Annotated in this window: 18 protein-coding genes and 1 pseudogene; 15 read left to right on the top strand and 4 right to left on the bottom strand. The window is 67.4% G+C overall.

What is annotated here, in order from left to right; genetic code table 11:
• Positions 1-84 precede the first annotated feature (84 nt).
• The 5 genes from AC5RTS_RS03900 (at position 85) to AC5RTS_RS03880 (ending at position 6414) form a co-directional block, all read left to right on the top strand.
• Positions 85-1341, top strand: coding sequence for a CaiB/BaiF CoA transferase family protein (locus tag AC5RTS_RS03900; protein WP_493990759.1), 1257 nt, complete (start codon positions 85-87; stop codon positions 1339-1341).
• The gene (locus tag AC5RTS_RS03895) at positions 1338-2150 is read left to right on the top strand and encodes a cyclase family protein (protein WP_493990758.1); all 813 of its coding nucleotides are present in this window, start codon (positions 1338-1340) and stop codon (positions 2148-2150) included. The genes AC5RTS_RS03900 and AC5RTS_RS03895 overlap by 4 nt, the downstream gene beginning before the upstream one ends.
• Positions 2147-3625 (top strand): MmgE/PrpD family protein, encoded by a 1479-nt coding sequence (locus AC5RTS_RS03890; protein ID WP_493990757.1) that lies wholly within the window; start codon positions 2147-2149, stop codon positions 3623-3625. The genes AC5RTS_RS03895 and AC5RTS_RS03890 overlap by 4 nt, the downstream gene beginning before the upstream one ends.
• The gene (locus tag AC5RTS_RS03885; protein WP_493990756.1) at positions 3622-5085 is read left to right on the top strand and encodes a dihydroorotase; all 1464 of its coding nucleotides are present in this window, start codon (positions 3622-3624) and stop codon (positions 5083-5085) included. Before AC5RTS_RS03890 ends, AC5RTS_RS03885 begins: the two co-directional genes overlap by 4 nt.
• A gap of 165 nt (positions 5086-5250) precedes the next feature.
• Positions 5251-6414 (top strand): GDSL-type esterase/lipase family protein, encoded by a 1164-nt coding sequence (locus tag AC5RTS_RS03880; protein ID WP_493990755.1) that lies wholly within the window; start codon positions 5251-5253, stop codon positions 6412-6414.
• Positions 6415-6440: 26 nt separating this feature from the next.
• On the opposite strand, the pseudogene AC5RTS_RS03875 reads toward AC5RTS_RS03880, so the two are convergent.
• Positions 6441-6775 (bottom strand): annotated as a pseudogene (locus AC5RTS_RS03875) (ATP-binding cassette domain-containing protein); the annotation flags it as partial.
• A gap of 234 nt (positions 6776-7009) precedes the next feature.
• On the opposite strand from AC5RTS_RS03875, the gene AC5RTS_RS03870 reads away from it, so the two are divergent.
• The 4 genes from AC5RTS_RS03870 to AC5RTS_RS03855 are packed head-to-tail and all read left to right on the top strand — an operon-like array spanning position 7010 to position 12838.
• Complete coding sequence (locus AC5RTS_RS03870) at positions 7010-8242, top strand: CaiB/BaiF CoA transferase family protein (protein WP_493990754.1); 1233 nt, start codon at positions 7010-7012, stop codon at positions 8240-8242.
• Positions 8242-9036: a citryl-CoA lyase gene (locus AC5RTS_RS03865; RefSeq protein ID WP_290245611.1), complete on the top strand. Its 795-nt coding sequence runs from the start codon at positions 8242-8244 to the stop codon at positions 9034-9036. The genes AC5RTS_RS03870 and AC5RTS_RS03865 overlap by 1 nt, the downstream gene beginning before the upstream one ends.
• 35 nt (positions 9037-9071) lie before the next feature.
• Positions 9072-11792 carry an aconitate hydratase AcnA gene (acnA, locus tag AC5RTS_RS03860; RefSeq protein WP_493990753.1) on the top strand — a complete coding sequence of 907 codons (2721 nt, stop codon included), beginning with the start codon at positions 9072-9074 and terminating at the stop codon, positions 11790-11792.
• Positions 11789-12838, top strand: coding sequence for an MBL fold metallo-hydrolase (locus AC5RTS_RS03855; RefSeq protein ID WP_493990752.1), 1050 nt, complete (start codon positions 11789-11791; stop codon positions 12836-12838). The genes acnA and AC5RTS_RS03855 overlap by 4 nt, the downstream gene beginning before the upstream one ends.
• Before the next feature lie 3 nt (positions 12839-12841).
• On the opposite strand, the gene AC5RTS_RS03850 is transcribed toward AC5RTS_RS03855, so the two are convergent.
• The 3 genes from AC5RTS_RS03850 to AC5RTS_RS03840 form a co-directional block, all read right to left on the bottom strand.
• Positions 12842-13696, bottom strand: coding sequence for a fumarylacetoacetate hydrolase family protein (locus AC5RTS_RS03850; RefSeq protein WP_493990751.1), 855 nt, complete (start codon positions 13694-13696; stop codon positions 12842-12844).
• The gene (locus AC5RTS_RS03845) at positions 13696-14724 is read right to left on the bottom strand and encodes a cupin domain-containing protein (RefSeq protein ID WP_493990750.1); all 1029 of its coding nucleotides are present in this window, start codon (positions 14722-14724) and stop codon (positions 13696-13698) included. The genes AC5RTS_RS03850 and AC5RTS_RS03845 overlap by 1 nt, the downstream gene beginning before the upstream one ends.
• 119 nt (positions 14725-14843) lie before the next feature.
• On the bottom strand, positions 14844-15785 hold the full coding sequence (locus AC5RTS_RS03840; RefSeq protein WP_493990749.1) for a LysR family transcriptional regulator: 942 nt from the start codon (positions 15783-15785) through the stop codon (positions 14844-14846).
• 111 nt (positions 15786-15896) lie between these two features.
• Between AC5RTS_RS03840 and mdlC the strand changes: the two genes are divergently transcribed.
• The 6 genes from mdlC to AC5RTS_RS03810 all read left to right on the top strand — a co-directional run bounded on the left by mdlC (position 15897) and on the right by AC5RTS_RS03810 (position 24354).
• Positions 15897-17477, top strand: a complete 1581-nt coding sequence (gene mdlC / locus AC5RTS_RS03835) for a benzoylformate decarboxylase (protein ID WP_493990748.1) — start codon at positions 15897-15899, stop codon at positions 17475-17477.
• A gap of 8 nt (positions 17478-17485) precedes the next feature.
• Positions 17486-18601, top strand: a complete 1116-nt coding sequence (locus AC5RTS_RS03830) for an ABC transporter ATP-binding protein (RefSeq protein ID WP_493990747.1) — start codon at positions 17486-17488, stop codon at positions 18599-18601.
• On the top strand, positions 18598-20412 hold the full coding sequence (locus AC5RTS_RS03825) for an ABC transporter permease (protein WP_493990746.1): 1815 nt from the start codon (positions 18598-18600) through the stop codon (positions 20410-20412). The genes AC5RTS_RS03830 and AC5RTS_RS03825 overlap by 4 nt, the downstream gene beginning before the upstream one ends.
• A gap of 66 nt (positions 20413-20478) precedes the next feature.
• Positions 20479-21582 carry an ABC transporter substrate-binding protein gene (locus AC5RTS_RS03820; protein WP_493990745.1) on the top strand — a complete coding sequence of 368 codons (1104 nt, stop codon included), beginning with the start codon at positions 20479-20481 and terminating at the stop codon, positions 21580-21582.
• A gap of 150 nt (positions 21583-21732) precedes the next feature.
• Complete coding sequence (locus tag AC5RTS_RS03815) at positions 21733-23100, top strand: MFS transporter (RefSeq protein ID WP_493990744.1); 1368 nt, start codon at positions 21733-21735, stop codon at positions 23098-23100.
• A gap of 66 nt (positions 23101-23166) precedes the next feature.
• The gene (locus AC5RTS_RS03810) at positions 23167-24354 is read left to right on the top strand and encodes an acyl-CoA dehydrogenase family protein (RefSeq protein WP_493990743.1); all 1188 of its coding nucleotides are present in this window, start codon (positions 23167-23169) and stop codon (positions 24352-24354) included.
• The last annotated feature ends 8 nt before the right edge of the window (positions 24355-24362 follow it).

Genomic DNA, 24362 nt, shown 5'->3' with positions numbered 1-24362 from the left:
CAGGTTTCCCGCAGACACAGTCCAGCCCGGCCCCCGGCAGCACGGCCGGCGCATCCGCACCATCGAGAACGGAACGAGATCCACGTGAGCGAGAAAGCACCACCCCCGACGCCATCTCCGGACGGCAACGCCCGAAACAGTGACACAGCGGTTACCGGACCCCTGGCCGGCCTGCGGGTCCTGGACGCCTCTACCATCCTCGCCGGACCGCTGTGCTGCCAGCTGCTGGGGGACTTCGGCGCCGAAGTCATCAAGATTGAACACCCCCAGCACGGGGACAGCATGCGCGGCCACGGGGAAAGCAAAAACGGCATCCCGCTTTGGTGGAAGGAAGTCTCCCGCAACAAGCGCACCCTCGGCCTGAGCCTGAGCAGCCCCGAGGGCGCCGACGTCTTCCGGCGCCTGGCCGCGACCGCCGACGTCGTGGTGGAGAACTTCCGCCCCGGCACCCTGGAGCGCTGGGGGCTGGGCCCGGACGTGCTGGCGGAACTAAACCCCGGCCTGGTGCTGGTCCGGCTCACCGGCTTCGGCCAGACCGGGCCGTACTCATCCCGTGCCGGATTCGGCACCCTCGCGGAGGCGATGAGCGGCTTCGCGCACCTCACCGGGCCCGCGGACGGCCCGCCCACCCTGCCGGCCTTCGGCCTGGCGGACAGCATCTGCGGCATCGCCGCGTCCTCCGCCGTGCTGATGGCGCTGCGCCACCGGGACGCCACCGGCGAAGGGCAGACCGTGGACCTGAGCATCCTGGAACCGATCATGACCGCCGTCGGGCCCAGCCCTACCGTCTACCAGCAGCTTGGCGTGATCGGACAGCGGCACGGCAACCAGTCCACCAACAACGCCCCGCGCAACACCTACCTCACCAAGGACGGCAAATGGGTGGCGGTCTCCACCAGCGCCCAGCGCATTGCCGAACGGGTGATGGAACTGGTGGGCCATCCCGAAGTCATCACCGAACCGTGGTTCGCCGCCGGCAGCACCAGGGTGGAGCATGCCGAGGAGCTGGACGGCTATGTGGGCAGCTGGATCGCCGACCGCAGCCGCGAAGACGTGGTGGCTGCGTTCTCCGATGCCGGAGCCGCCGTCGCCGCCGTCTATGACGCCCGGGACGTGGTGGAGGATCCGCACATTCGGGAAACCCGGATGCTGCTGGAGGTTGAGGACCCGGATCTGGGACCGGTGCTGCAGCACAACGTGATGTTCCGGCTGAGCAAGAGCCCGGGGCAGATCCGCTTCACCGGCCGCAGCCTCGGTGCGGACACCGCAGACATCTTGCACGAAATCGGTTATTCGGACTCAGAAGTCACCAGTCTCAGGGAAAGCGACGTCATCAAATGAGCGATGCACTGCTGGAAGCAGTCACCAACGGCATCACCTACGTGGATCTGGGCCGGCAGCTGACCGTGGGCATGCCGCAGTCGCCCAACCATCCCCAGTTCTGGCACACTCTGCCGCGCCGGCACGGGGACATGGTCCGGGCCGACGGCGGCAGCGCCGCGAATGACATGATCACCACCGGCACGCATGTGGGCACCCACATCGACGCACTGGCGCACGTCAGCCAGGACGGCAAGCTGTACGGCGGCGCGGACGCCGGCCAGTCCTGCCTGGGCGGCAAATACGTGGAACACGGAGTGCACACCATCGACCCCATGGTCCGCCGCGGGATCCTCCTGGACGCCGCCGGTCACCTGGGCGCCGACGTGCTGGAAGGCGGTTACGAAATCACCGTGGCGGACCTGCAGGGCTGCCTGGCCGCGCAGCAGGTGGAACTGCGCGAGGGGGACGTGGTGCTGATCCGCTCCGGCTGGGGCCAACGGTTCGCCGAGGGCGCCGCCTATGTGGGCAAGGACTCCGGAGTGCCCGGCATTAGCGAAGACGGCGCCGAATGGCTGGCCGCGCAGGGTATCCACGCCGCCGGCGCGGACAGCATCGCCTTTGAACGCCTCGCCCCCGGCGGCGGGCACGCCGCGCTGCCGGCGCACCGGGTGTTCCTGGTGGAAAACGGCATCTACATCATCGAGGCGCTGGACCTGGAAGAGCTGGCCCAACGCCGGATCTACGAGTTCACGTTCGTGCTGGTGCCGCTGAACATCTTCGGCGCCACCGGTTCCCCCGTCCGCCCGCTGGCCGTGGTGGCGGCATGAGCGCCGTCCACGCCGGCGAGCGCACGCTCGCCCAGCAGCTGGGGGACTTCGCCGCCGGAACCCGCTATGAGGATCTGCCGGAAGAAGTGGTGGAGAGCGTCAAAGCCCGGGTGCTGGACATTCTCGGCATCGCCGCCGCCGCGGCGCCGCTGGACACCAGCCGGGCTGCACGCCGCTGGGCCGCGGACCAGGGCGGCACGCCGTCGGCCTCCGCCGTAGGTGTCTCCGCGCTGCTGCCGGCCAGCCAGGCGGCATTCGTCAACGGCGTGCTGGCGCACTCGCTGGACTATGACGACACGCATCTGCCCTCCGTGCTGCATCCCAGCGCCAGCGTGGTCCCGGCGGTGCTCGCCGCTGCGCAGGCCGCCGGGAAGGATGGCCGGGACGCGATCCGGGCCATCGCCGTCGGGCTGGAAATCTGCGTCCGGCTGGGCATGGCCGGGTATGACACCGAGGCGAAGAACTCCACCTTCTTTGAGCACGGCCAGCACGCCACCTCCATCTGCGGGGCCATGGGGGCCGCCGCCGGGGTGGCCGTGCTGCTGGGCGACGGGCAGCTGGTGACCGACGCGCTGGGCGTCACCGCGTCGATGGCCTCGGGCATTATCGAATCCAACCGCACCGGCGGCACGGTCAAACGCATCCACTGCGGCTGGGCCGCGCACGCCGCCGTCAGCGCGGTGGAACTGGTCCGCTATGGCCTCACCGGCCCGCCCACCGTGCTGGAGGGCAGGTTCGGGTTCTTCCAGGCCTGGCTGCAGGGCCGGTTCAATCCGGCGGCCATCACCGACGGGCTGGGGGAGCAGTGGCAGGTGCCGGACATCTTCTTCAAGCCGTACCCGGCCAACCACTTCACCCACGCCGCGGTGGACGCGGCTGCCGCCCTGCGCCGCGCCGGCATCAGGCCCGAGGACGTGGAATCCTTCACCCTGGGCGTGCCGGCGCCGAACCTGCGCACCGTCGGTGAACCGCTGGCCGTCAAGCAGCAGCCGCAGACCGGCTACATGGCGCAGTTCTCCGGACCCTACGCGGTGGCCGCCGGGCTGCTGGGCGGCGGCGGGCTGGAAGTGGGCCTGGATGACTACACCGACGAGCTGGCCAAGGACCCCGTCCGCCGGGCGATCATGGCCCGCGTGGACGTGGTGCCCGACGAGGAATGCACCGCCATTTTCCCGATGCAGTTCCCGGCCGTGCTGACCGCCCGGCTCACCGACGGACGCACCGTCACCGAGAAGGTCCTCACCACCCGCGGCGGGCCGCAGCGTCCGCTGGGCTTTGAGGACCTGGCCGCCAAATTCGAGGACAACGCCCGCCGCACCCTCGCCCCGGCGGCACGCGAGCGCCTCCGCGAAACCTGCCGCACCCTGCAGAACTGCACCGACCTGTCCGTCCTGTTCACCGACCTCTCCACAGCCGACGCCCCCGTGCCCGGCACCCCCACGAACCTCCCCACAGTAGAAAGAGGAAACAAATGAGCACCTATGACCTGCTGGTAAAGAACGTCCAGGTTGTCCGTCCCGGCGGCGACGGCGCCGAAGCCCTCGACCTGGCCATCAAGGACGGCAAGTTCGCCGCCATCGAGCCCGGCATCGATCCCGGCACCGCCGCCGAAGTGGTCGACGGCGGCGGCAAGCACCTGTTCCCCGGCGTGGTGGACGTGCACCAGCACTGGGGCATCTACAACGAACTGGGCGAGGACACCGAGTCCGAGAGCCGCGCCAGCGCCCAGGGCGGCGTCACCAGCGGCATCACCTACATCCGCACCGGGGCCTACTACCTGAACAAATCAGGCCCCTACAAAGAGATCTTCCCCGAGATCCTCGAAGCCGCGGACGGCCGCGCCTACATCGACTACGGCTTCCACGTGGCCCCCATCCTCAAGGAACACATCGAGGAGATCCCGGACCTGCTGGACATGGGCGTGCCGTCCTTCAAGATCTTTATGTTCTACGGAATCCACGGACTGCACGGCAAATCCAGCGACCAGGGCAAGTTCCTGATGATCCCGCCGGAGGACTCCTACGACTACGCGCACTTCGAATTCATCATGCGCGCCATTGAAAAGGCGCGCCGGGACCCGAAGTACGCGGACATCGCGGACCAGATCTCGCTGTCCCTGCACTGCGAGACCGCGGAAATCATGCGCGCCTACACCAAGATGGTGGAGGAGGAAGGCCAGCTCAAGGGCCTGGAAGCCTACAGCGCGTCCCGGCCGCCGCACTCCGAGGGCCTGGCCATCACCATCGCCTCCTACCTGGCGTACGAGACCGAGCTGCCGAACATCAACCTGCTGCATCTGTCCTCCCGCAAGGCCATCGAGGCGGCCATGATGATGCAGGAGACCTTCCCGCACATCAACTTCCGCCGCGAGGTCACCGTGGGACACCTGCTGGCGGACTTCAACACCGCCAATATGGGCGGCAAGGTCAACCCGCCGCTGCGCTCCCCGGAAGACGTGGAAGCGCTTTGGGAACACCTGCTCGCCGGGCACTTCTCCTGGGTCACCTCCGACCACGCCTGCTGCAAGGACGAAACCAAGTTCGGCGATCCTCGGGATGACGTGTTCCTGGCCAAGTCCGGGTTTGGCGGCGCGGAATACCTGCTGCCGGGCATGATTTCCGAGGGGCGCAAGCGCGGACTGTCCTACAACCGGATCGCGGAGCTGGTCTCCAAGAACCCCGCCGAGCGCTACGGCATGCCCGGCAAGGGCGACCTGGCCGTGGGCTTCGACGCCGACTTCTGCCTGGTGGACGACGGCGTGCAGTACACCGTGCGCGCAGAGGACTCCCTGTCCACGCAGGATTACACGCCGTTCGAGGGCTTCGAGCTCACCGCCGCGGTAACGGACACCTACCTGCGCGGCAGCAAGGTCTTTGGCGACGGCGCCGTGGTGGGCGAGCCGCGCGGCAAGTACGTCAAGCGCTCCGGCAACTAGGAGCATGTTCCACTCTGTGGCCGGGAGGCGGTTCGCCGTTCCCGGCCACAGGTGCCTGAGATTCATCCTTGGCCGGAGCCTAGCCGGGGCAGGCCTACCAAATGCAGGCGGCATACACTGAGGGTGCCTAACTTTTACTCAAGACACCTTGGGAGACCTCCCCGCATGATCAGCACGCCCGTCACCGAATCCCTGGTCCGCGGTGCCGCGGAATACGAAACCACACCCCGGGGACTGCGCCCGCACCGGCTGCCGGCGAACGTGCGCACGCGCTTCCCGGATCCGCAGCTGCTCATGGCCGAGGCCCAGCCCTCCGGCGTCCGGCTGGTCTTTAGGACGACGGCGCAGCAGCTGGAACTGGTCCTGCACTCCACCCGGGTGGTCTACCTCGGGGCGGACCGGCCGCGCGGCCATGTGGACCTGCTGGTCGACGGCGAGCTGCAGCACAGCGACGAACTCACCGGAGGTTCCTACACCGAGGTGAACATGTCCACAGGTGCCGCCCGGCAGGTGGACGGGGAGTCGCACGTGAGCGTGTTCTCCGGGCTGCCCGCGGGCAGCAAGCGGGTGGAAATCTGGCTGCCGCACAACGAAGCAGTGGAACTGGTCGAGCTGCACTCGGATGCGCCGCTGGAGCCGGCCGCCGCGGACCGGCCGGTGTGGCTGCACCACGGCAGTTCGGTGAGCCACGGCTCCAACGCGGCAACGCCGTCGGGCGTCTGGCCCGCGGTGGCCGCACGGATCGGCGGCGTGGAACTGACGAACCTCGGCCTGGGCGGCAGCGCCCTGGTTGACCCGTTCACGGCGCAGGTGATGCGGGATTCGCCGGCGGACCTGATCAGCGTGAAGCTCGGCATCAACATGGTGAACCTCGACGGGATGCGGCTGCGGACCTTCGTGCCGGCGGTGCACGGCTTCCTGGACATCATCCGTGAGGGACATCCGGAGACCCCGCTGGTGCTGATCTCCCCGATTTTCTGCGGGATCCACGAGGACACGCCCGGTCCCGGCGCCTTTGATCCGGCGTCCTTCGGGACGGGGCAGGTGAAGTTCCAGGCCACCGGTGATCCGGCCGGGGTGGCGGCGGGACAGCTGACACTGCGGGTAATCCGCGAGGCGCTGGCATCGCTGGTGGAACGCCGTGCGGAGGATCCGAACCTGTACTACCTGGACGGACTGGAGCTGTACGGGGCGGCGGACGCCCAGGAGCATCCGCTGCCCGATGCGCTGCATCCGGACAGCGCCACGCACCAGATCATCGGGGAACGGTTTGCGAAGTATGCGTTTGCGGGAGAGGGGCCGTTCGCGGGCGGCCGGCACCTGTTGTAACGGGTGATCCGGCCGCCGCTGCCCGGCTAGTGGATGACGGCGGAGAGGAACTGCTGGGTCCGTTCCATCTGCGGTGACCCGACCACAGAGGCGGCGGGACTTCCTCCACGACGGCGCCGTCCGCCATAAAGATGATCCGGTCCGCCACTTCCCGGGCAAAGCCGATTTCGTGGGTAACCACCATCATGGTGCGGCCGGACTTCGCGAGCTCCCTCATGTCGTCCAGCACTTCGCCCACCAGTTCAGGGTCCAGTGCCGAGGTGGGCTCATCGAAGAGCATCAGCTCCGGATTCATCGCCAGGGCACGGGCAATGGCCACACGCTGTTGCTGCCTGCCCGAAAGCTGGACGGGGTGACGGTCCACCGTGCCGATCTCGCGGCGCTGCCGTGCCTTCTGCCGTTCCGTCAGGTCAAATTAGCGGCCAGCAAATGCAGGAACTCCATGACCGGCTGCCGGACGCCAATGGGGACCGTGCCGTCCGGCACCCCGCCGCCGTTCCGCTGAATGATCGAAGCGGTTCAGGGGAACGCCCTACGGAAATAGAGTCCGGAAGGCCGGCTGATAAGCGCGGCCGCGCTCCGGAGGAGGACTGGGATGAGAACAAATTTGCTAGACGGTGTCAGGGTTTTGGACCTGACCAATGTGCTGTCCGGGCCGTTCGCCGGCTACCAGCTGGCGCTCATGGGCGCCGAAGTCCTCAAGGTCGAGGCAACCCGCGGGGGAGACCTTGCCCGGAAGCTGGGAGCATCCGCTGATCTCAGCGCCCGTCATCTGGGAATCTCCTTCCTGGCGCAGAACAGCTCCAAGCAATCGCTGACCCTAAACCTCAAGTCCGAGCAGGGCCGGCAGGTCTTCCGGCAGCTTGTTGAGACCCACGATGTGGTGCTGGAAAACTTCCGTCCCGGGGTGATGGACCGCCTGGGCTTTGGCTGGGAGGCCCTGCAGGAGATCAATCCGGGCATTGTCTACTGCGCCATTTCGGGATTCGGGCAGAGCGGACCGCTGCGGGACCGGCCGGCCTATGACCAGATCATCCAGGGGATGTCCGGTCTGATGTCCGTGACCGGTGACCGGGAAACCGCGCCCCTGCGGGTGGGAGCTCCCATCGCTGACACCGTGGGCGGTTTTGCCGCGGCCTTCGCCATCGCCTCGGCCCTGGTGCGTCGCGGACGAACCGGGCAGGGCGCTTTGCTGGACGTGTCCATGCTGGAAGCCACGCTCACCGCCATGGGCTGGGTGGCCTCGGACTACCTGGTGGGCGGCAGCGAACCGGTGCCGATGGGCAACGAAAACCGGACGGCCGCGCCGTCGGGCACCTTTGCCACGGCCGACGGCGATTTCAACATCGCGGCCAACAAGCAGGAACAGTTCGAAGAACTGTGCCGGGTGATCGGCCGCCCCGAGCTCATCGGGGACCCGCGCTTCGCTGAACGGGAAACCCGCAAAACCAACCGCCTGGCACTGAAGGCGGAAATCGAATCCGTCCTCACCACGCGCCCCAGCGCCCACTGGGACAAGGAATTCGCTGCTTCCGGCATCCCCGGTGCCCCCGTCATGGACGTGGCAACCGTCCTGGCCTCCGAACAGATTGTGGAACGGAGTCTGGTCTCGACCTTGAGGATCGATGCCGCAGCCGGCGTCACCGGCACCGGGGTGGGGCCCGAGGGGGACATCCGGCTGCTGGGCGCCCCCACACACGTGGACGGCGCACCGGTGGGTCCGGATGCGCCGCCGCCGCTGCTCGGTGAACACACCGAGCAGGTGCTGGCGGGCCTCGGGTACAGCCCGGAGGACATAGCTGCAATGCGCAACGAGGGAGTCATCTAATGGAAAGCTCAACCTGGTGGAAGACCTCCATCTCGGACATCTCACCCGGGGTGATCCGCTTCCACGGCTACCCGGTGGAACAGCTGATCGCCTCCGCCGACGTCGGCATGGCCACCATGGCGTGGCTGATGACCCGGGGTGAGCTGCCCGGCGTGCCGCAGGCGCGGCTGCTGGAACGGGCTCTGGTGGCCGGTGTGGACCACGGACCCCAGGCGCCCTCCATCGGCATTGCCCGCATGGCCATGACCTGCGGCGTCGGCATCAACAACGCGATGGCCTCGGCCACCAACGTGCTCGGGGACGTGCACGGCGGAGCCGGCCAGGAACTGATGGAGATCTTCGAAAGGATCCTGCAGGATCCGCGTCCGGTGCCGGACGCGGTGGCCGCCGAAATTGCCCGGCTGCGGGCGGAGAACAAATACGTTCCCGGCTTCGGGCACCGCTTCCATCCGGTGGACCCGCGCAGGGCACCGCTGGTGGCAGCGGTGGAGGAGGCGCGGGACCAGGGCGTGGTGGAAGGCCGCGTACTGGAGGTTGCGCTGGAGATTGAACGGCAGATCAACGAGGGCCGCCAGCGTCCCATTCCCATGAACATCGACGGCGCCACCGCCATCATCTACGCGGAACTGGGGTTTGCGCCGGTCCTGGGCCGGGGGCTGTTCATTCTCTCCCGTTCCATCGGAGCGCTGGCCCACGCCTGGGAGGAATCCAACTCCGGACAACGCAACAAGGGGCCCGAACACCGAACGATCCTGCCGGACTACGTGGGCCCCGCCCCGCGCGACGTCCCCTGATCCCGCCTGCCGGTTACACACAAAGGATTGCCCCCATGCTGACCACGTCCTCCACCGCCCCAACCGGAACCCTGGAGCTCTCCACCGGCCCCGTGCGCTACGTGGATATCACAACGGTGCCGGGCGTGGAGGCCCTGCCGCTCAGCCTGAAAATCCTGCTGGAAAACGTGCTCCGGCACGGGGCCGGGCCGGAAGCGGTGGCGGCGTTGGTGGACTCTCCGTCAGCGGGAGAGGGCCGGCAGGTTCCGTTCCATCCGGCCCGGGTGGTCATGCAGGACATGGCCGGCGCCCCGGTCATCCATGACCTGGTGACGCTGCGGGAGGCCGTTGCCCGGCACGGCGGGGACCCGGCCGGGGTCAAGCCGCTGATCCCTGCGGAGCTGGTGGTGGACCACTCGGTGATCGTGGACAGCTCCGGCACCCGTGGCGCCTTCCGGCGCAACGCTGAACGGGAGTTTGAGCGCAATGAAGAACGCTTCCGGTTCCTTCGCTGGGCCCAGGACGCCTTCGACGGACTCAAAGTGGTTCCGCCGGGACGCGGCATCATTCACCAGGTCAACATTGAACACCTGACCCGCGGCGTGATGACCACCGATGCGAACGGCGAACGGATCGCCTACCCGGACTCCTGCATCGGCACGGACAGCCACACCACCATGGTCAACGGCCTCGGTGTCCTGGGCTGGGGCGTAGGCGGCATCGAAGCCGTCTCCGCACTGTTGGGCCACCCGCTGTCCATGCTGGTTCCCCCGGTGGTGGGAGTGGAATTCACCGGCAGCCTCCGCCCCGGAACCACCGCAACGGACCTGGTCCTGCGCATCACCGAACTGCTGCGCGGGCACGGGGTGGTGGGCAAGATCGTGGAGTTCCACGGCCCCGGCCTGGCCGGCATCCCGGTGGCGGACCGGGCCACCATCGCCAACATGTCACCCGAGTTTGGCTCCACCGCGGCAATGTTCCCCGTGGATGCCAAGACCGTGGAGTACTACACGCTCACCGGCCGCCCCCGGGAACAGGTGGAACTGATCGAGGCCTACGCCCGGGCGCAGGGAATGTGGAGCGACGGCGGGAGCTCACCGGCGCGCTACAGCGAGTCGCTGCGGCTGGACCTGTCCGAAGTGGTTCCCTCGATTGCCGGCCCTTACCGGCCGCAGGACCGGATATCCCTGGACTCGGCCCATGCCCGCTTCCGGGAAGACCTGGCTGCGCTGCTCGACCGGGACACGGGCCGGGACAACGGGCGGGACGGGGGCACCAACACGGGCAGCGGCACGGACAGCCAGCGCGGCCCCAGCGCCCCCGGCGTGGACGTGACCGTCAACGGGGCCGATGTCCGCCTGCGGCACGGGGCACTGGCCATCGCCGCCATCACCAGCTGCACCAACACCTCCAATCCGCACGTGATGATGACGGCGGCGCTGCTGGCCCGCAACGCCGTCCGGCACGGACTGCGCGTCCCGCCCTGGGTGAAGACGTCGCTGGCACCGGGCTCGCAGGTGGTGACCCGCTACCTGGAACAGGCGGGACTGATGCCGGATCTGGAAACGCTGGGCTTCCACGTGGTGGGCTACGGCTGCACCACCTGCATGGGAAACTCCGGCCCCCTGGCGGATCCGGTCTCCGACGCCGCGCAGGACGTGGTCCTCACCTCCGTGCTGTCCGGAAACCGGAACTTTGAGGGACGCATCAGCCCCGATGTCCGCATGAACTACCTGGCCTCCCCGCCCCTGGTCATCAGCTACGCGCTGGCCGGAACCATGGACATTGACCTGCACCGGGACCCGCTGGGACAGGACAGGGACGGCAGGGCAATCCATCTGGCCGACCTCTGGCCAAGCCCGCAGGAAGTGGAAGAGGAACTCGCCCGGGCCGTCACCGGCTCCCTGTACCGGGACACCTACGCGGAGGCCTTTGCCGGCACGGCACAGTGGGAGGGTATGGCTATCCCGGCCGGCCCATCCTATGAATTCGGCGAGTCCACCTACATGCGCCCCTCCCCGTTCCTGGACGGTGCCGGCCTGCAGCCGCAGCCGGTGGCCGATCTGGCGGGAGCCCGGGTGCTGCTGAAACTGGGCGACTCGGTAACCACGGACCACATCAGCCCGGTGGGACACATCCGCGCCGACAGCCCGGCAGGGCAGTACCTGCTCGCCCAGGGCGTGCCGCGCCGGGACTTCAACACCTACGGTTCCCGCCGCGGCAACCACGAGGTGATGGTGCGCGGCACCTTCGCCAATGTGCGCCTGCGCAACGAGCTGGCCAATGGGCGAAGCGGAGGATTCACGCAGTTCCTGCCTTCGGGGGAGGAAATGACGGTCTTCGACGCCGCAGAACGCTACCGCCGCCAGGGCGTTCCGCTGCTGGTGCTGGGCGGCAGGGAATACGGCAGCGGCTCAGCCCGCGACTACGCCGCCAAAGGCACCTACCTGCTGGGCGTTCGGGCCGTGCTCGCCGAGTCCTTTGAGCGCATCCACCGCTCCAACCTCGTAGGCATGGGGGTCATCCCCCTGCAGTTCCGCTCGGGCGACAGTGCCGAGGCCCGTGGACTGGACGGGACCGAGGAATACAGTGTGTCCGGTCTGTCCGGGTTTACCGACGGCGGATGGCCGCGCACCGCGGGTGTGGAAGCCCGGCGGCAGGACGGCACCCGCGTGATGTTCGACGTCGATATCCGCGTGGACACGGCCACTGAAGCGGACTACATCCGCCACGGAGGGATCCTGCCGTTCGCCTTCCGGGCCGGGTTGGCCACGTGAGCGGCATCATCCCCGTCAGCGACCAGGAATTCTCCGCGCATACCGCCGGGAAACTGCCGGCCCCCGAACAGGTGGCGGACGGCGTCTGGACCCTCCCACAGCCCAACAAAGCCGGGCATATGCCGTTCACCCTGTCCTACCTGATCCAGGATTCCGCCGGGGACATCCACGTGCTGGACCCGGGGTGGGACCTGCCGCCGAACACAGGGATCCTGGCCGCGGCCCTGGACCGGATCCGTCCGGGGCTGAGGGCCCCGGCCTCCGCCATCCTCACCCACCTGCACCCGGACCACACCGGCCTGGCCCGGAGCCTGCGGGAGCAGTACGGAACCCGGACCGTGATGCACCGGCGGGAGCAGGAGGCGCAGCAGGACTATGCCCGCTGGACGGCCGATGACTCCCGCATCCGCGCCGATCTGGACGCCTGGGCCGTACCGCAAAGCCGCCACACGGAGGTTTTGGGTTATGCGAAGGGCAGCCCGCGCGTGGTGGTTCCCGCGGACCGGCTGGTGACGGACGGGGACCTGCTGCCGGTGCCCGGACGCCGGCTGCGGGTGCTGCACAGCCCCGGCCATACCCCCGGGCATATGTGCCTGGTGGAGGAGGACCAGCGGCTGCTGTTCTCCGGGGACCACCTCCTGCCGCGCGTCACGCCGGGCATCGGCGCGTCCGGCGGTTTCCCGGAGAATCCCCTGGAGCTGTATCTGCAGAGCCTGCACCGGCTGCGCGCCTATGACGACTGCCAGAACCTGCCCGGCCACGAGTACCGGTACCGGGGCATCGCGGACCGGGCGCACGCCATCGCCACACGCCATCTGACGCGCACGGCGGAGGTGGAGCAGGTGCTGGCCGCGGATCCGGATGCCACGGTGTGGCAGACCGCTGAACGGCTGAGCTGGGGGAGAGGCTGGGACGCACTGACCCGGCATTACCTTGTCTCTGCCCTGCGCCAGACCGCCATGCACATGGACCTGGTGGCGTCCGGTGGGCATAAAAAAGCGTTCGGGTCCTGGCAACCACTGGCTGCCAGGACCCGAACGGTCTGAGGGTTACGCGCGGGCAACCACCGGCATGGTCAGTTCCCCGACCTCCGGGATGGTCAGCACCACGGTTTCACCGGGCAGGATCTGGCCCACGCCCTCGGGAGTACCCGTGGCAATGATGTCGCCCGGCTGGAGCGTCATCACCTCGGAGTACACCTCGATCAGCTTGGCAATCCCGTAGATGAGGTAGGAGGTGTTGGAGCGCTGGCGCTCCTCGCCGTCCACGGTCAGCCAGAAATCCAGGTTCTCGGGGTCCGGCACCTCGTCTGCGGTGACGATGTAGGGGCCGATCGGCGTGAACGTGTCAAAGGATTTCCGGAAGGAACGGTCTTCTTCCCCGCGCAGGGTGATATCCAGCAGCGGGGTGTAGCCGAACACGTAGTCCAGGGCGTCCTCGGCGGACACCCGGCTGGCGGTCTTGCCGATGATCACGCCGATCTCCGCTTCATGGTCGAAGCGCCGGTCCTCCCAGGGCAGCTCGATGGCGCCGTCGGGCCCGACCACGGAGGTCACGGCCTTGAGGAATCCCTTCCGCACCTCGGCGGTGAGGATCTTGCGGTCCGCGTAGACGCCGTTCTCGCCGCCCATTTCCTGCTGGTGCTTGTGGTAATTCACCGGAGCGGCAAACAGGTTGCGCGGGCGCGGCTGCGGCGCACGGAGCGTCACCTCGGCCTCCGGGACGCCGCCGCCGGCCGCGGCGCGCTCGGCCGCGGCGGCCTGCAGCGAAGCCCACCCCGAAATCAGGGCGTTCATCCGGTCCTCAGCGGGCGTGTGCTCGGGCACCAGATCCGTCAGGTCCACCACCGTGCCGTCGTCGGCCAGGACGCCGAGACGCTGATCGTTGAAAACGCAAAGCCGCATTACTTGCCCACCTGCTCGCGCCACAGGCCCAGTGCCGTAATGGCCGGGCGGTCGGTGTAGGAGAACAGCACTGCATCCTCGGACGTGGAGTTGTGGTGGGAGTGCTCGTACCAGAGCGGAACGGCCAGGGTATCGCCCTTGGTCCATTCGATCTTCTGCCCGTCCACAATGGAGTAGCCACTGCCGCTGACCACGTGGTAGACCGTGCTGTGCGTGTGCCGGTGCGAACGGGTGTCCACACCCGGGCGGATCAGCTGCAGGTAGGCGGAAATGGTGGTCATGACCGGACCGCCGGTGACCGGGTTCTTGTACTCCACGATGATGTCGTCGTAGGGGTCGCCTTCGCCGTCGCGCAGGTACTCCAGTGCCGCCAGGGCGTCCGCCAGCTTGTAGACCAGCGGCTGCTGCAGCTGGTGCGGCTCGCCGTAGGTCTTGGCCAGCATGCCCTCCACATAGGCGGCCGGCATGGCCTTCTCCACCGGCTGCTCGTCCGAAGACTCGTCGATGATGTACTGGTTCAGCCGGCTGATCAGCGGCGAATCCAGGCCGTCCAGCCAGATCATGGGACCGTCGCCCTCGTGGCCGTGTTCGTGCCAGTGCAGGGACGGGGTCAGCAGGAAATCTCCCACCTCCATGGGGACGCGCTGCCCGTTCACCACGGTGTAGGCGCCCTCGCCCTCAACGATGAACCGCAGGGCGGAGGGGGTGTGGCGGTGAGGGGGTGCCACCTCGCCGGGCATGACCAGCTGCAGGGCGGCCCAGAGGGAGTCGGTGGCACCGGTGCGCTGCTCCGGGCGTGACCCCGGGTTGCGGAAGCCCAGGACGCGGCGGAGTGCATCCTCGAGGGGAACCACCTGGCCGGCCTTCACCATGAGTTCGCGGGCCTGCTCATAGCGCCAGATGTGCGGCACCAGGTTGGTTTTGGCCTCGGGGCCAATGCCGCCCATGAGCTTCCACAGCGGGGAGTAGTGGTTCTCGGCCAGCTCGGCGTAGAAGGCCTGGTCAGCGGTGACTGTCTCGGTTGTCATCATGGCTCCATTCTGCATGACAGATTCATATTCCGCTTACAAGAATGTGTCACCGGTCACGCCGCGTCAAGACCCCTCTCGCTGGGTGAGAGTACGGAGCACCCTCGCCGCCCGCGGAATCAGGTGAAACCGCCGGCCACGCGTACGGAATTGGGTGCCTGCGTGTGCCGGGTCTGCACGGAGGACATCAGTGTGGAACGGAGCCACTCCAGATCCGCGGCCGGCAGATCGCGCCGCAGGGTGTACATCGCCACCTGGGTGAGGGGAACGTCGAACGGCAGCCGGAAGGAGCGGACCTCATGGCGCCGAATGAGGCGGCTGGCGACGCCGGTGGGTGCGTAGGAGACCAGCTCACTGCCCTCGAGCAGGTCCGGCAGCGAGCTGAAGGTCGGGATGACCACCGAAACCCGCCGGTTGATGCCAAGTTCACGCACCCGCACATCCAGGGCGGTGTGGCCGGTGGAGGTTGCCACTGCCACATGTTCTTCATCCTCGTAGGCGCCCAGGGCGGGTTCCTCGGAAATGCGCGGATGGTCCGCGGCGCACAGCCCGACATATTCCTGGTTGAAGAGCAGGTCCCTGCGGATATCCGACTCGTCCAGCCGGGTGGTGCAGATGGCGGCATCTGCAGCCCCCGTCCGCAGGTCATGCAGGACCGTGGCCAGGTTCAGCGATTCCACCTCAAGCGTCACCCCCGGCGCCTGGCTGCGCACGGAACGGAGGATGGAGGGCAGCAGTCCGCTCACGCCGACGTCGGTCATCCGCAGCCGGAAGCGGCGGCTCGAGACGGCCGGGGAGAATTCCCCCGGGGTCTCCATGATGTCGTCCAGTGACTCCAGCAGGTGGCGCAGCTTGGGGTAAAGCTCATGCGCCAGGCGGGTGGGTTCAAGCCGGTGGCCCTTGCGCTGGAAAAGGGGATCCCCGAAGTGTGCGCGCAGCTTCCGCAGCGTGTAACTGACGGAGGGCTGGCTGATGAAAAGCCGTTCGGAGGCATGGGTGACGCTGCCGGTTTCGTACACGAGGATAAAAACGCGGAGCATCCCGAGGTCATAGGAAGACATTCCCTGACTATAAAGACCGTCTATGTCTGCATCAAGTATTCATTGTTTGAATTTATGCGGGGCTCTCCTAGGGTGATATGCAACACATTTACTGATTCCAAAGGCAACCACATGACTACAAACCGCGAAGCGACATATGAATTGTTGCGGCGGCAGGGAATGACCAAGGTCTTCGGCAACCCGGGATCAAACGAGTTGCAGTTCCTCAAGGACTTCCCCGAAGACTTTCATTACATCCTGGGCCTGCACGAGGGTGCCGTGATGGCCATGGCCGACGGATATGCCCAAGCCTCCGGCGAAATCCCGCTGGTGAGCCTCCACTCCGCCGCCGGCACGGGCACGTCCATGGGCGTGCTGGCCAATACCGTCCAGTCCAAGTCCCCGGTAGTGGTGCTCTCCGGGCAGCAGCTGCGGGACATGGTGGGCCAGGAAATCATGGTCAGCAGCACCAACGCCGCCCAGCTGCCCCAGCCGCTGACCAAGTTCAGCGCCGAACCCCTCTCCGCGAACGACGTCGTCCGCACCATGGCGCACGCCATCCACCTTGCCGGCATGCACCCCAAGGGGCCGGCCCACATCTCGGTCCCGCACGATGACTGGGACCGGCCGGTGGATGAGAACACGCAGCTCACCATTGGCCGCACGGTGCAGGACGCCATGTCCCTGGCACCGGCCCAGCTGGAAGAGCTGGCCGCGCTGCTGGACTCGGCTGCCTCCCCGGTACTGGTGCTGGGACCGGAAGTGGATGCCACCCACGCCAACGACGCCGCGGTGGTCCTGTCCGAGCAGCTGGGCGCTCCGGTCTGGATAGCCCCCTCGCCGGCCCGCTGCCCGTTCCCCACCGACCATCCGCACTTTGCCGGGCTGCTGCCCGCCAACGTCCGCGACATCTCCGGACTGCTGTCGAAGCACGACCTGGTGCTGGTGGTCGGGGCACCCGTGTTCCGGTACCACCATGACAAGCCGGGAGCCTACCTGGGGGAAGGCACCCGGCTCATCCACCTGTCCCAGGATCCGGACGAGCTGGCCCGGGCACCGTTCGGTGACGCCTACCTGGCTCCGGTCGCAGACACACTCTCCGCCCTGTCCGCACGGGTACAGAAGCGCACGGACACCGCGGTTCCCGCCCGGACCATCCCCGCACCGGGCACCGACCGGCCGGGTCGCATGCACCCGGATACGGTGTTCCGCGCCATCCAGGACCTGGGCCCGGAGGACCTGATCCACGTGGTCGAATCCACCTCCACCGCCGAGTCCTTCTGGTCCCATGTGAAGCTGCGCTCGCAGGGCTCCTTCTACTCCGCAGCCGCCGGCGGCCTTGGCTTCGGCCTGCCCGCCGCCGTCGGCATCCAGCTGGCCCAGCCTGAACGGCGGGTGGTCGCTGAAATCGGTGACGGATCGGCGAACTTCGGCATCACGGGCCTGTGGTCCGCGGCCCGTCACCAACTGCCGGTGGTCTTCGTGATCTTCCGGAATGAAACCTACGGCGCCCTGGTCAACTTCGGCCGGCGCCTGGACACCCTGGGAACCCCCTCCTTTGAGCTTCCCGGAATCGACTTCGTGGCCATTGCCAAGGGCTATGGGGTGCGGGCGGAGTCCGCAACCACCGAGGCCGAGCTTCGCGACGCACTGGCCCGGGCGTTCAGCGCCCAGGAGCCGGTCCTGATTGAAGCATTCACCTACTTCGAATAGGCGGAACAATGAAGATTACTATCGAGAACCTCCAGCTGCGGTACGGCAAGTTCACCGCAATCGACAACATGAATGTGGAAATCGGCGACCGCGAATCAGTGGTGCTGCTGGGCAAGTCCGGCTGCGGAAAAACCAGCACCATGCGCTGCATCGCCGGGCTGGAACAGCCCACCGCCGGCCGCATCACCATCGGAGACACAGTGGTCTTCGATGCCGAGGCAGGGATCAACCTTCCGCCCAACAAGCGCAACGTCGGCATGGTGTTCCAGTCCTACGCCGTCTGGCCGCACATGACCGTCTTCGAGAACGTGGCCTATTCCCTCAAGATCCAGGGGGTCGGCAAGAGCGAGATCAAGCAGCGCGTGCATGAAGTCCTGGAACTGGTGGGCCTGGAGGACTTCGCCTCCCGGGGCGCCAGCCTGCTTTCCGGCGGCCAGATGCAGCGCGTTGCCCTGGCCCGCAGCCTGGTCATGCGCCCGGACGTGCTGCTCCTGGATGAACCGCTGTCCAACCTGGATGCGCGGCTGCGGGACCGGCTGCGGATTGAACTGCGCGAGATCCAGCTGCAGCTGGGCCTGACCACCGTCTACGTCACCCATGACCAGCAGGAAGCCTTTGCCCTGGCGGACCGGATTGCGCTGATGAAGGACGGCATCATTGTCCAGATGGAGGATCCCACCTCCATGTACCTGGAGCCGGCCAGCGCCTCCATTGCGCACTTCCTCGGCGTCTCCAACGTCCATCCCGTGGTTCCGGCCCCCGGTGGCGCGTGGAGCTTCCCCGGTTCGGACCTTCTTCTGGCCCCGGCCTCCCCGGTCCGGGAGACCGGCGAGGATCTGCGGGCCTGTTTCCGCAGCGAGGACCTGAGGCTGTCCAGCGCCGGCGCGGCCGGGGCCAACAGCTGGCGCGGCGTCGTCAAGGTGTCCAGCTTCCAGGGGAGCAGCATCCGCTATGCCGTTGCCCTCGGCGACGGGCACATGGAGCTCGATGTCCTGGCACCGCTCAGCGCCGCGGAACGTTTCCAGCCCGGGCAGGATGTCTGGGTCACCATTGATCCCGCTGCAGTGCAGATCCTCCCGGAGAACCCCGCACCGCAGACGCTGCAGCCGGCGGTGGCCGCATGACGTCCACGCTGCGCCCGGTCGAACCCGAAGCCATCCCGACCCTCACCGGCACCCAAAACCCGCTCAACCGGCCGCATCACAAACGGTCCCGCGGCGGGCGGGGCCTGGTTCGGCTGAAGAACCTCCGCCGCGAGATCCCCAGCGGGATCCTAGGCGTGCTGTTGTTCTTCCTGATCATCCTGCCCATCATCTTCATTGTCATTGCGGCGTTCTCCACCGCGGTGCCGCGGCCCGGAAACGCCGAAGTGGGCTCCTTCACCTGGGCCAACTTCGGAATCCTGGGCACGCCTGAGGGCATCCAAAGCATCATTAACTCGCTGATCATCGGTGCGGGAGCGGGTGTGCTCTCGTTGCTGATCGGGGCGCTGCTGGCCTTCATCGCGGCCCGGACCGATGCGCCGTGGAAGCGGTTCATCTACATCACCGGAATTGCCCCGATGTTCCTGCCGGCACTGGTGGGCGCCCTGGCCTGGTCCATCCTCGCCAGCCCCAACGCCGGGCACCTGAACCTCTTCCTGGAGGCCATCGGCATTGGCGGGACGCTGAACATCTACTCCTACGGCGGCATCATCTTCGTCCTGGGCCTGTACTACGCCCCGTACGCCTTTATGCTCACCTACAGCTCCTTCTCCATGATGAACGCGGACCTGGAAGAGGCGGCATCGGTGCACGGCGCCAGCCTGGGCCGGCTGTTCCGCACGGTCACCCTGCCGCTGTCCATTCCCGCCCTGGCAGGTGCAGCCATCCTCTGCTTCACCCTGGCCATGGAAAACTTCCCGGTCAACGCCATCCTGGGCAACCCCGCCGGCATTGAAACCCTTCCCACCTACATTTACCGGCTGATGGCCGGGGACGCCCGTCCCAACGCGGCCGCCGGCATCGCGATCGCCCTCACGGTGGCCGTGGTGGCTGTGACCTGGCTGCAGCAGCGGGTGGTGAACCGGAAGCGGTTCACCACGCTCACCGGCAAGGGCAACCGGCCGCGCACCATTCCGCTGCGCTGGCTGCGGTGGGTAGCCACCGGCTTCGCCGCGGTCTACTTCGCCCTGGCCGTGGTCCTGCCCGTTGGCGCACTGGTGTTCACGGCGATGGGGGAGAAGACCTACATCAGCCGCTTCGGGGATCTGTTCGGCGGATTCTCCGCCCACCGGCTGGTCCAGGCCATAGGCCAGGCAGACTTCCAGCAGTCCACCTGGAACTCCATCCTCATGGCCCTTGCCGCCGCAGTGGCGGGCACCCTGATTGCCTTTATGGCCTCCTACGTCCGGTTCCGGACCACGTCCAAGGCCGGCCAGCTGCTGGAACAGGTTTCCATGCTCCCGCTGGCCATCCCGCAGGTGGTCCTGGGCATGGGCATCCTCTGGGGCTGGCTGACCCTGCCGCTGCCCGTCTTCGGTACGCTGCTGCTGCTGGTCATCGCCACCGTGGCGGTCAACATGCCGCAGGGATACCGCAGCATTTCCTCCTCCATGCTGCAGATGGACGGGGACCTGGAACACAGCGCCGTCATGCTGGGGGCCGGGCGCCTCCGGGCCGTCCGGGACATCACCATCCCGCTGATGCGCACCGGCATGGTCTCCACGCTGCTGCTGCTGCTCATGCTGGGCCTGCGGGAGATGAGCGCCATCCTCTTCGTCTACACCTCGGACACCCGGGTGCTCTCCATCCTGGTGTTCCACAGCTTCGAGAACGGCAGCATCAGCTACTCGGCCGCCATCAGCCTGGTGTTCGTGCTCCTGATCGCCATTGTTGCCATTGCCACCCAGGTGATCGGCATCCGGGAAAAGAAGTTCAAGGAACCCGGGCACTGAGTTTTCTCCGGGCAGCGCGCAGGCGCTGCCCGCCACCCCCCCCCACAACAAATGAAAGGCACACCCATGAAGAAGCGAATTGGCAGCGTCGCCTCGCTTGCCGCCCTCATGCTGGCCCTCTCCGCCTGCTCCGGTGCATCGGCCAACTCCGTGGTTACCGACGAAGCCGAGGTGGACACCAGCAACGGCAGCCTGGTCATCGACGGGGAACAGATTGCCGACAAGGAGACCTACGAGGCGGCCAAGGAGCAGACCCTCACGGTCTACACCGGCTACCAAGAAGCCAACCAGCATGTCCTCAACGAGGCGTTCACCGAAGACACCGGCATCAAGGTGGAGTACGTCCGCGACGTAACCAACAAGCTCTCCGAACGCGTCCTGTCCGAGGCCGGTGCCGGCCAGCTGGGCGCCGACGTGCTGATCACCTCCGACTACAAGGTCGCCAACGCCTTTGACGAGGCCGGAATCTGGGACTCCTACGTCCCGGACGCCGTGGCGGACCTGCCCGAGCTGCAGCACAACGACGGCAAGTTCGTCACTTTCGCCAATGTGCCCGTCACCTTCGCCTACAACACCAACAACGTTGCCGAAGAGGATGCGCCCAGCTCCTGGAAGGATCTGCTGGATCCGGCCAACGAGGGCAAGATCGGCATTGTCCAGGGCACCGCGGGCGGTTCCTCCATTGCCCTGAACCGCTTCATCCAGGAAAAAGTCGACCCGGACTACTGGACCAAGATGGCTGCGCTCAAGCCCACCGTCTATGACAGCGGCGGACAGCGCCAGGAGGCACTGGCCCGCGGTGAACTCAACGTTGCCACCGCCGGCACCGCTGCCGTGAACGTGGCCATCACGGAGGACGGCGCCCCCATCCAGTACGTGGTGCCGGAAGAGGGGATTGTGCTCTTCAGCTTCTTCGCGGGCAAGGCTGCGGATACCAAGAACCCGGAGGCGGCGGAGCTGTACCTGAACTACGCCCTCTCAGAGCGGGGCCAGTCCGTGGTCCGGCAGGTGGGAGACTACTCGGCGCGTGCCGATGTGGATCCGCCCGTGGCCGCCGGCCGTGAACTGCCCGCCCTGGATTCCGAGCAGGTCTGGCTGATGCCGGCCCAGGATGAGCTGAAGTACGCCACCGAAGACGCCGCCCTCTGGCGGAGCGCTTTCGGCCGCTGATCCGCCGCGCAGCCCGTCAGGGCATCGAACGGCCGGCGTCCGGATCAGCACCGAACGCCACGCAGAGCCCGGCACGGACCCCGTGCCGGGCTCGCTTTTTGTCCGGGCCCGTTATTGAACGGGGTCGACCGACTTCATGATGGGGGAAACATGGCTGCCACCGGCCCGAATGTCCAGGGACATCCCTTCGCCGCCCTCCGCCACCGCGGGTTCGCCCTGTTCTGGACGGGCGCCCTGCTCTCGAATACCGGCACCTGGCTGGGAAACCTGACCGTTCCGTACGTGCTGTACCAGAGCACCGGCAGCGCCTTCTGGGTGGGGCTCGCAGCGGCCGCCCAGTTCGGCCCGGCCCTCATCCTCTCTCCGCTGGGCGGACTGCTGGCTGACTCGCTGGACCGCCGCCGGCTCCTGCTTTGGACCCAGATGTGCATGGGCGGGGTGGCAGTGGCCATGTGGCTGCAGTGGTCCTCCGGCCTGCACTCACCCGCACTGCTGATCGCCCTGCTCACCCTGTCCGGAGTGTTCAACGGGCTGAACAACCCCGCCTGGCAGTCACTGGTCAATGACCTGGTGCCACGGGGCGATGTGCTCTCCGCCGTCACCCTGAACTCCCTGCAGTTCAACCTGGCCCGCGCCGTCGGACCCGCACTGGCCGGCGTCCTGCTGGCCTCGCTGGGCGCCACCTGGGCGTTCTTCTTCAACGCCGCCTCGTTCGCCGTAGTGGTGGTGAGCCTGCTCTTTGTGCGCGCCTACCGGACCATGGATCCGCCGGCACACCGGGAGGGCTTTGTTGCGCAGTGGCGCCAGGCCGGCGTCTACCTGGCGTCCAGCCGTCCGCTGCTGCTGGCCGTGGCCCTGTGCTGCGTGGTGGGCATGCTCAGCAACCCCGTCTTCAGCATGACCGTGGTGTTCGCCGAAACGGTCTACCGCACGGACACCATCGGACTGGGACTGCTGACGGCCGCCCTGGGCACCGGCTCGGTGCTCTACGCCCTGGCCGGGCTGCTGCCCCGCCGCCGGCCGGTCTCCTTCGCCCGCCGCACGCAAGTCGGCATCACCGTCCTGGGGATCGGCCACATCATGCTCGGGGTGGTATCCGGGCTGGTCGGGGGAATCATCGCGGCGGTCCTGATCGGCGCGGCGTTCCTGGCCGCCATGTCCACCTTCAACTCCGTCATCCAGCTGCTGGCACCGGATCTGCTGCGCGGACGCATCCTGGCCGCCCGGCACATGGTCTTCTCCACCTCGGTGGCCGCCGGCGCGCTCCTGGCAGGCCTGCTCACGGATGCCCTGGGCGTCCAAACCACCTTCCTGCTCCTGGGCGGCGCGCTGCTGCTGTCAGTGCTGATCCTGGTCTGCATCCCGCGGGCCCCAGCGCTGCTAGACCGCGCCGGATCCGGGGCCGGAGCGGGCGCCAGCGCAGCGACCGAAGCCGGCACCGACACCGCGGACGGCACCACTGCCGGCTCCCCAAAAGACACCGCACCGGAAACTCCCGGCCCTAATTCCACCCGGTGATACATCCGGTACCGCCCCGGCTCCGGCTTCGTTTCACTGGAGTCCAACACGACATAAGGAGTAACCATGGCAGATTTCATTGAGTCATCGGCATTCGGCCTCACTGAGGACCAGCTCGTCATCCGCAAGGCCATTGATGATCTGTGCGCCCCCTTCGACAACGAGTACTGGCGCAAGCACGACGCCGAGCACACCTACCCGGAAGAGTTCGTCGACGCACTCTACGAAGCGGGCTGGATGAGCATGCTGATCCCGGAGGAATACGGCGGCGGCGGAGCCGATATCCGTGACGCGGCAGTGGTGCTGGAGCAGATCGAGCGCAACGGCGGCCACGCCGGTGCAGCCCGCGCCGGCATGTACACCATGGGCGCCATCCTGCGGCACGGCTCCGAGGAACAGAAGGCCGAGTGGCTGCCGAGGATCGCCTCCGGTGAGCTGCGGCTGCAGTCCTTCGGCGTCACCGAGCCCGACGCCGGGTCCGACACCACCCGCATCAAGACCTTCGCCGTGCGCGAGGGCGATGAATACGTGGTCAACGGCAACAAGATCTTCATTTCCCGCGTCCAGCACTCGGACCTGCTGCTGCTGCTGACCCGCACGGCCAAGCGCGAGGACGGGGCCAAGCCCACGGACGGTTTCACCGTGCTGCTGGTGGACCTGAAGACGGCTCTGGCCAACGGGCAGATCGAAGCCACGCCCATCAAGACCATGGTCAACCACGAGACCAACGAGCTGGCCATCCGCAACCTCCGGGTGCCGGTGGCCAACCGCATCGGCGAAGAGGGCAAGGGCTTCCGCGTGATTCTCTCCGGCATGAACTCCGAGCGGGTGATCGTCACCAGCGAATACATCGGCGCCGGGTTCTACCTGCTGGACCGTGCCGTGCAGTACGCCAACGAGCGCGAGGTGTTCGGGCGCAAGATCGGCCAGAACCAGGCGATTCAGGTGCCCCTGGCCCGGGCCTACGCCCAGCTGCAGGCCGCCTCGCTGATGCGCTGGCGCGCCGCGGAAATGTACGCCGCCGGGGAAAACCCGCGCTTCGAAGTCAACGGCGCCAAGCTGCTGGCCTCGGAGGCACTGTGGGCTGCCGCCGACGCCGCCTTCGACACGTTCGGCGGATACGCCGCCGCGGAGGAATACGGCATTGAGCGCAAGTGGCGCGAGGCGCGGCTGCCGCGTACCGCCCCCATCAGCAACAACCTGGTGCTCGCCGGTATTGCCCACGGCACCCTCGGCCTGCCGAAGTCGTTCTGACGCCTTGG

This window comes from Arthrobacter sp. MDT1-49-2 (assembly GCF_059090185.1).
Note: the sequence above shows the minus strand (reverse complement) of the source record. Positions and strands in the feature narration are given on the sequence as shown.

Excerpts from the sequence above, each read along its gene's own strand:
- AC5RTS_RS03810 (WP_493990743.1), top strand. The coding sequence starts at position 23,167 with ATGGCAGATTTCATTGAGTCATCGGCATTCGGCCTCACTGAGGACCAG.
- AC5RTS_RS03890 (WP_493990757.1), top strand. The coding sequence starts at position 2,147 with ATGAGCGCCGTCCACGCCGGCGAGCGCACGCTCGCCCAGCAGCTGGGG.
- AC5RTS_RS03865 (WP_290245611.1), top strand. The coding sequence starts at position 8,242 with ATGGAAAGCTCAACCTGGTGGAAGACCTCCATCTCGGACATCTCACCC.
- AC5RTS_RS03840 (WP_493990749.1), bottom strand. The coding sequence starts at position 15,785 with ATGTCTTCCTATGACCTCGGGATGCTCCGCGTTTTTATCCTCGTGTAC.
- mdlC (WP_493990748.1), top strand. The coding sequence starts at position 15,897 with ATGACTACAAACCGCGAAGCGACATATGAATTGTTGCGGCGGCAGGGA.
- AC5RTS_RS03830 (WP_493990747.1), top strand. The coding sequence starts at position 17,486 with ATGAAGATTACTATCGAGAACCTCCAGCTGCGGTACGGCAAGTTCACC.
- AC5RTS_RS03895 (WP_493990758.1), top strand. The coding sequence starts at position 1,338 with ATGAGCGATGCACTGCTGGAAGCAGTCACCAACGGCATCACCTACGTG.
- AC5RTS_RS03850 (WP_493990751.1), bottom strand. The coding sequence starts at position 13,696 with ATGCGGCTTTGCGTTTTCAACGATCAGCGTCTCGGCGTCCTGGCCGAC.
- acnA (WP_493990753.1), top strand. The coding sequence starts at position 9,072 with ATGCTGACCACGTCCTCCACCGCCCCAACCGGAACCCTGGAGCTCTCC.
- AC5RTS_RS03815 (WP_493990744.1), top strand. The coding sequence starts at position 21,733 with ATGGCTGCCACCGGCCCGAATGTCCAGGGACATCCCTTCGCCGCCCTC.
- AC5RTS_RS03825 (WP_493990746.1), top strand. The coding sequence starts at position 18,598 with ATGACGTCCACGCTGCGCCCGGTCGAACCCGAAGCCATCCCGACCCTC.
- AC5RTS_RS03880 (WP_493990755.1), top strand. The coding sequence starts at position 5,251 with ATGATCAGCACGCCCGTCACCGAATCCCTGGTCCGCGGTGCCGCGGAA.
- AC5RTS_RS03870 (WP_493990754.1), top strand. The coding sequence starts at position 7,010 with ATGAGAACAAATTTGCTAGACGGTGTCAGGGTTTTGGACCTGACCAAT.
- AC5RTS_RS03820 (WP_493990745.1), top strand. The coding sequence starts at position 20,479 with ATGAAGAAGCGAATTGGCAGCGTCGCCTCGCTTGCCGCCCTCATGCTG.
- AC5RTS_RS03885 (WP_493990756.1), top strand. The coding sequence starts at position 3,622 with ATGAGCACCTATGACCTGCTGGTAAAGAACGTCCAGGTTGTCCGTCCC.
- AC5RTS_RS03845 (WP_493990750.1), bottom strand. The coding sequence starts at position 14,724 with ATGACAACCGAGACAGTCACCGCTGACCAGGCCTTCTACGCCGAGCTG.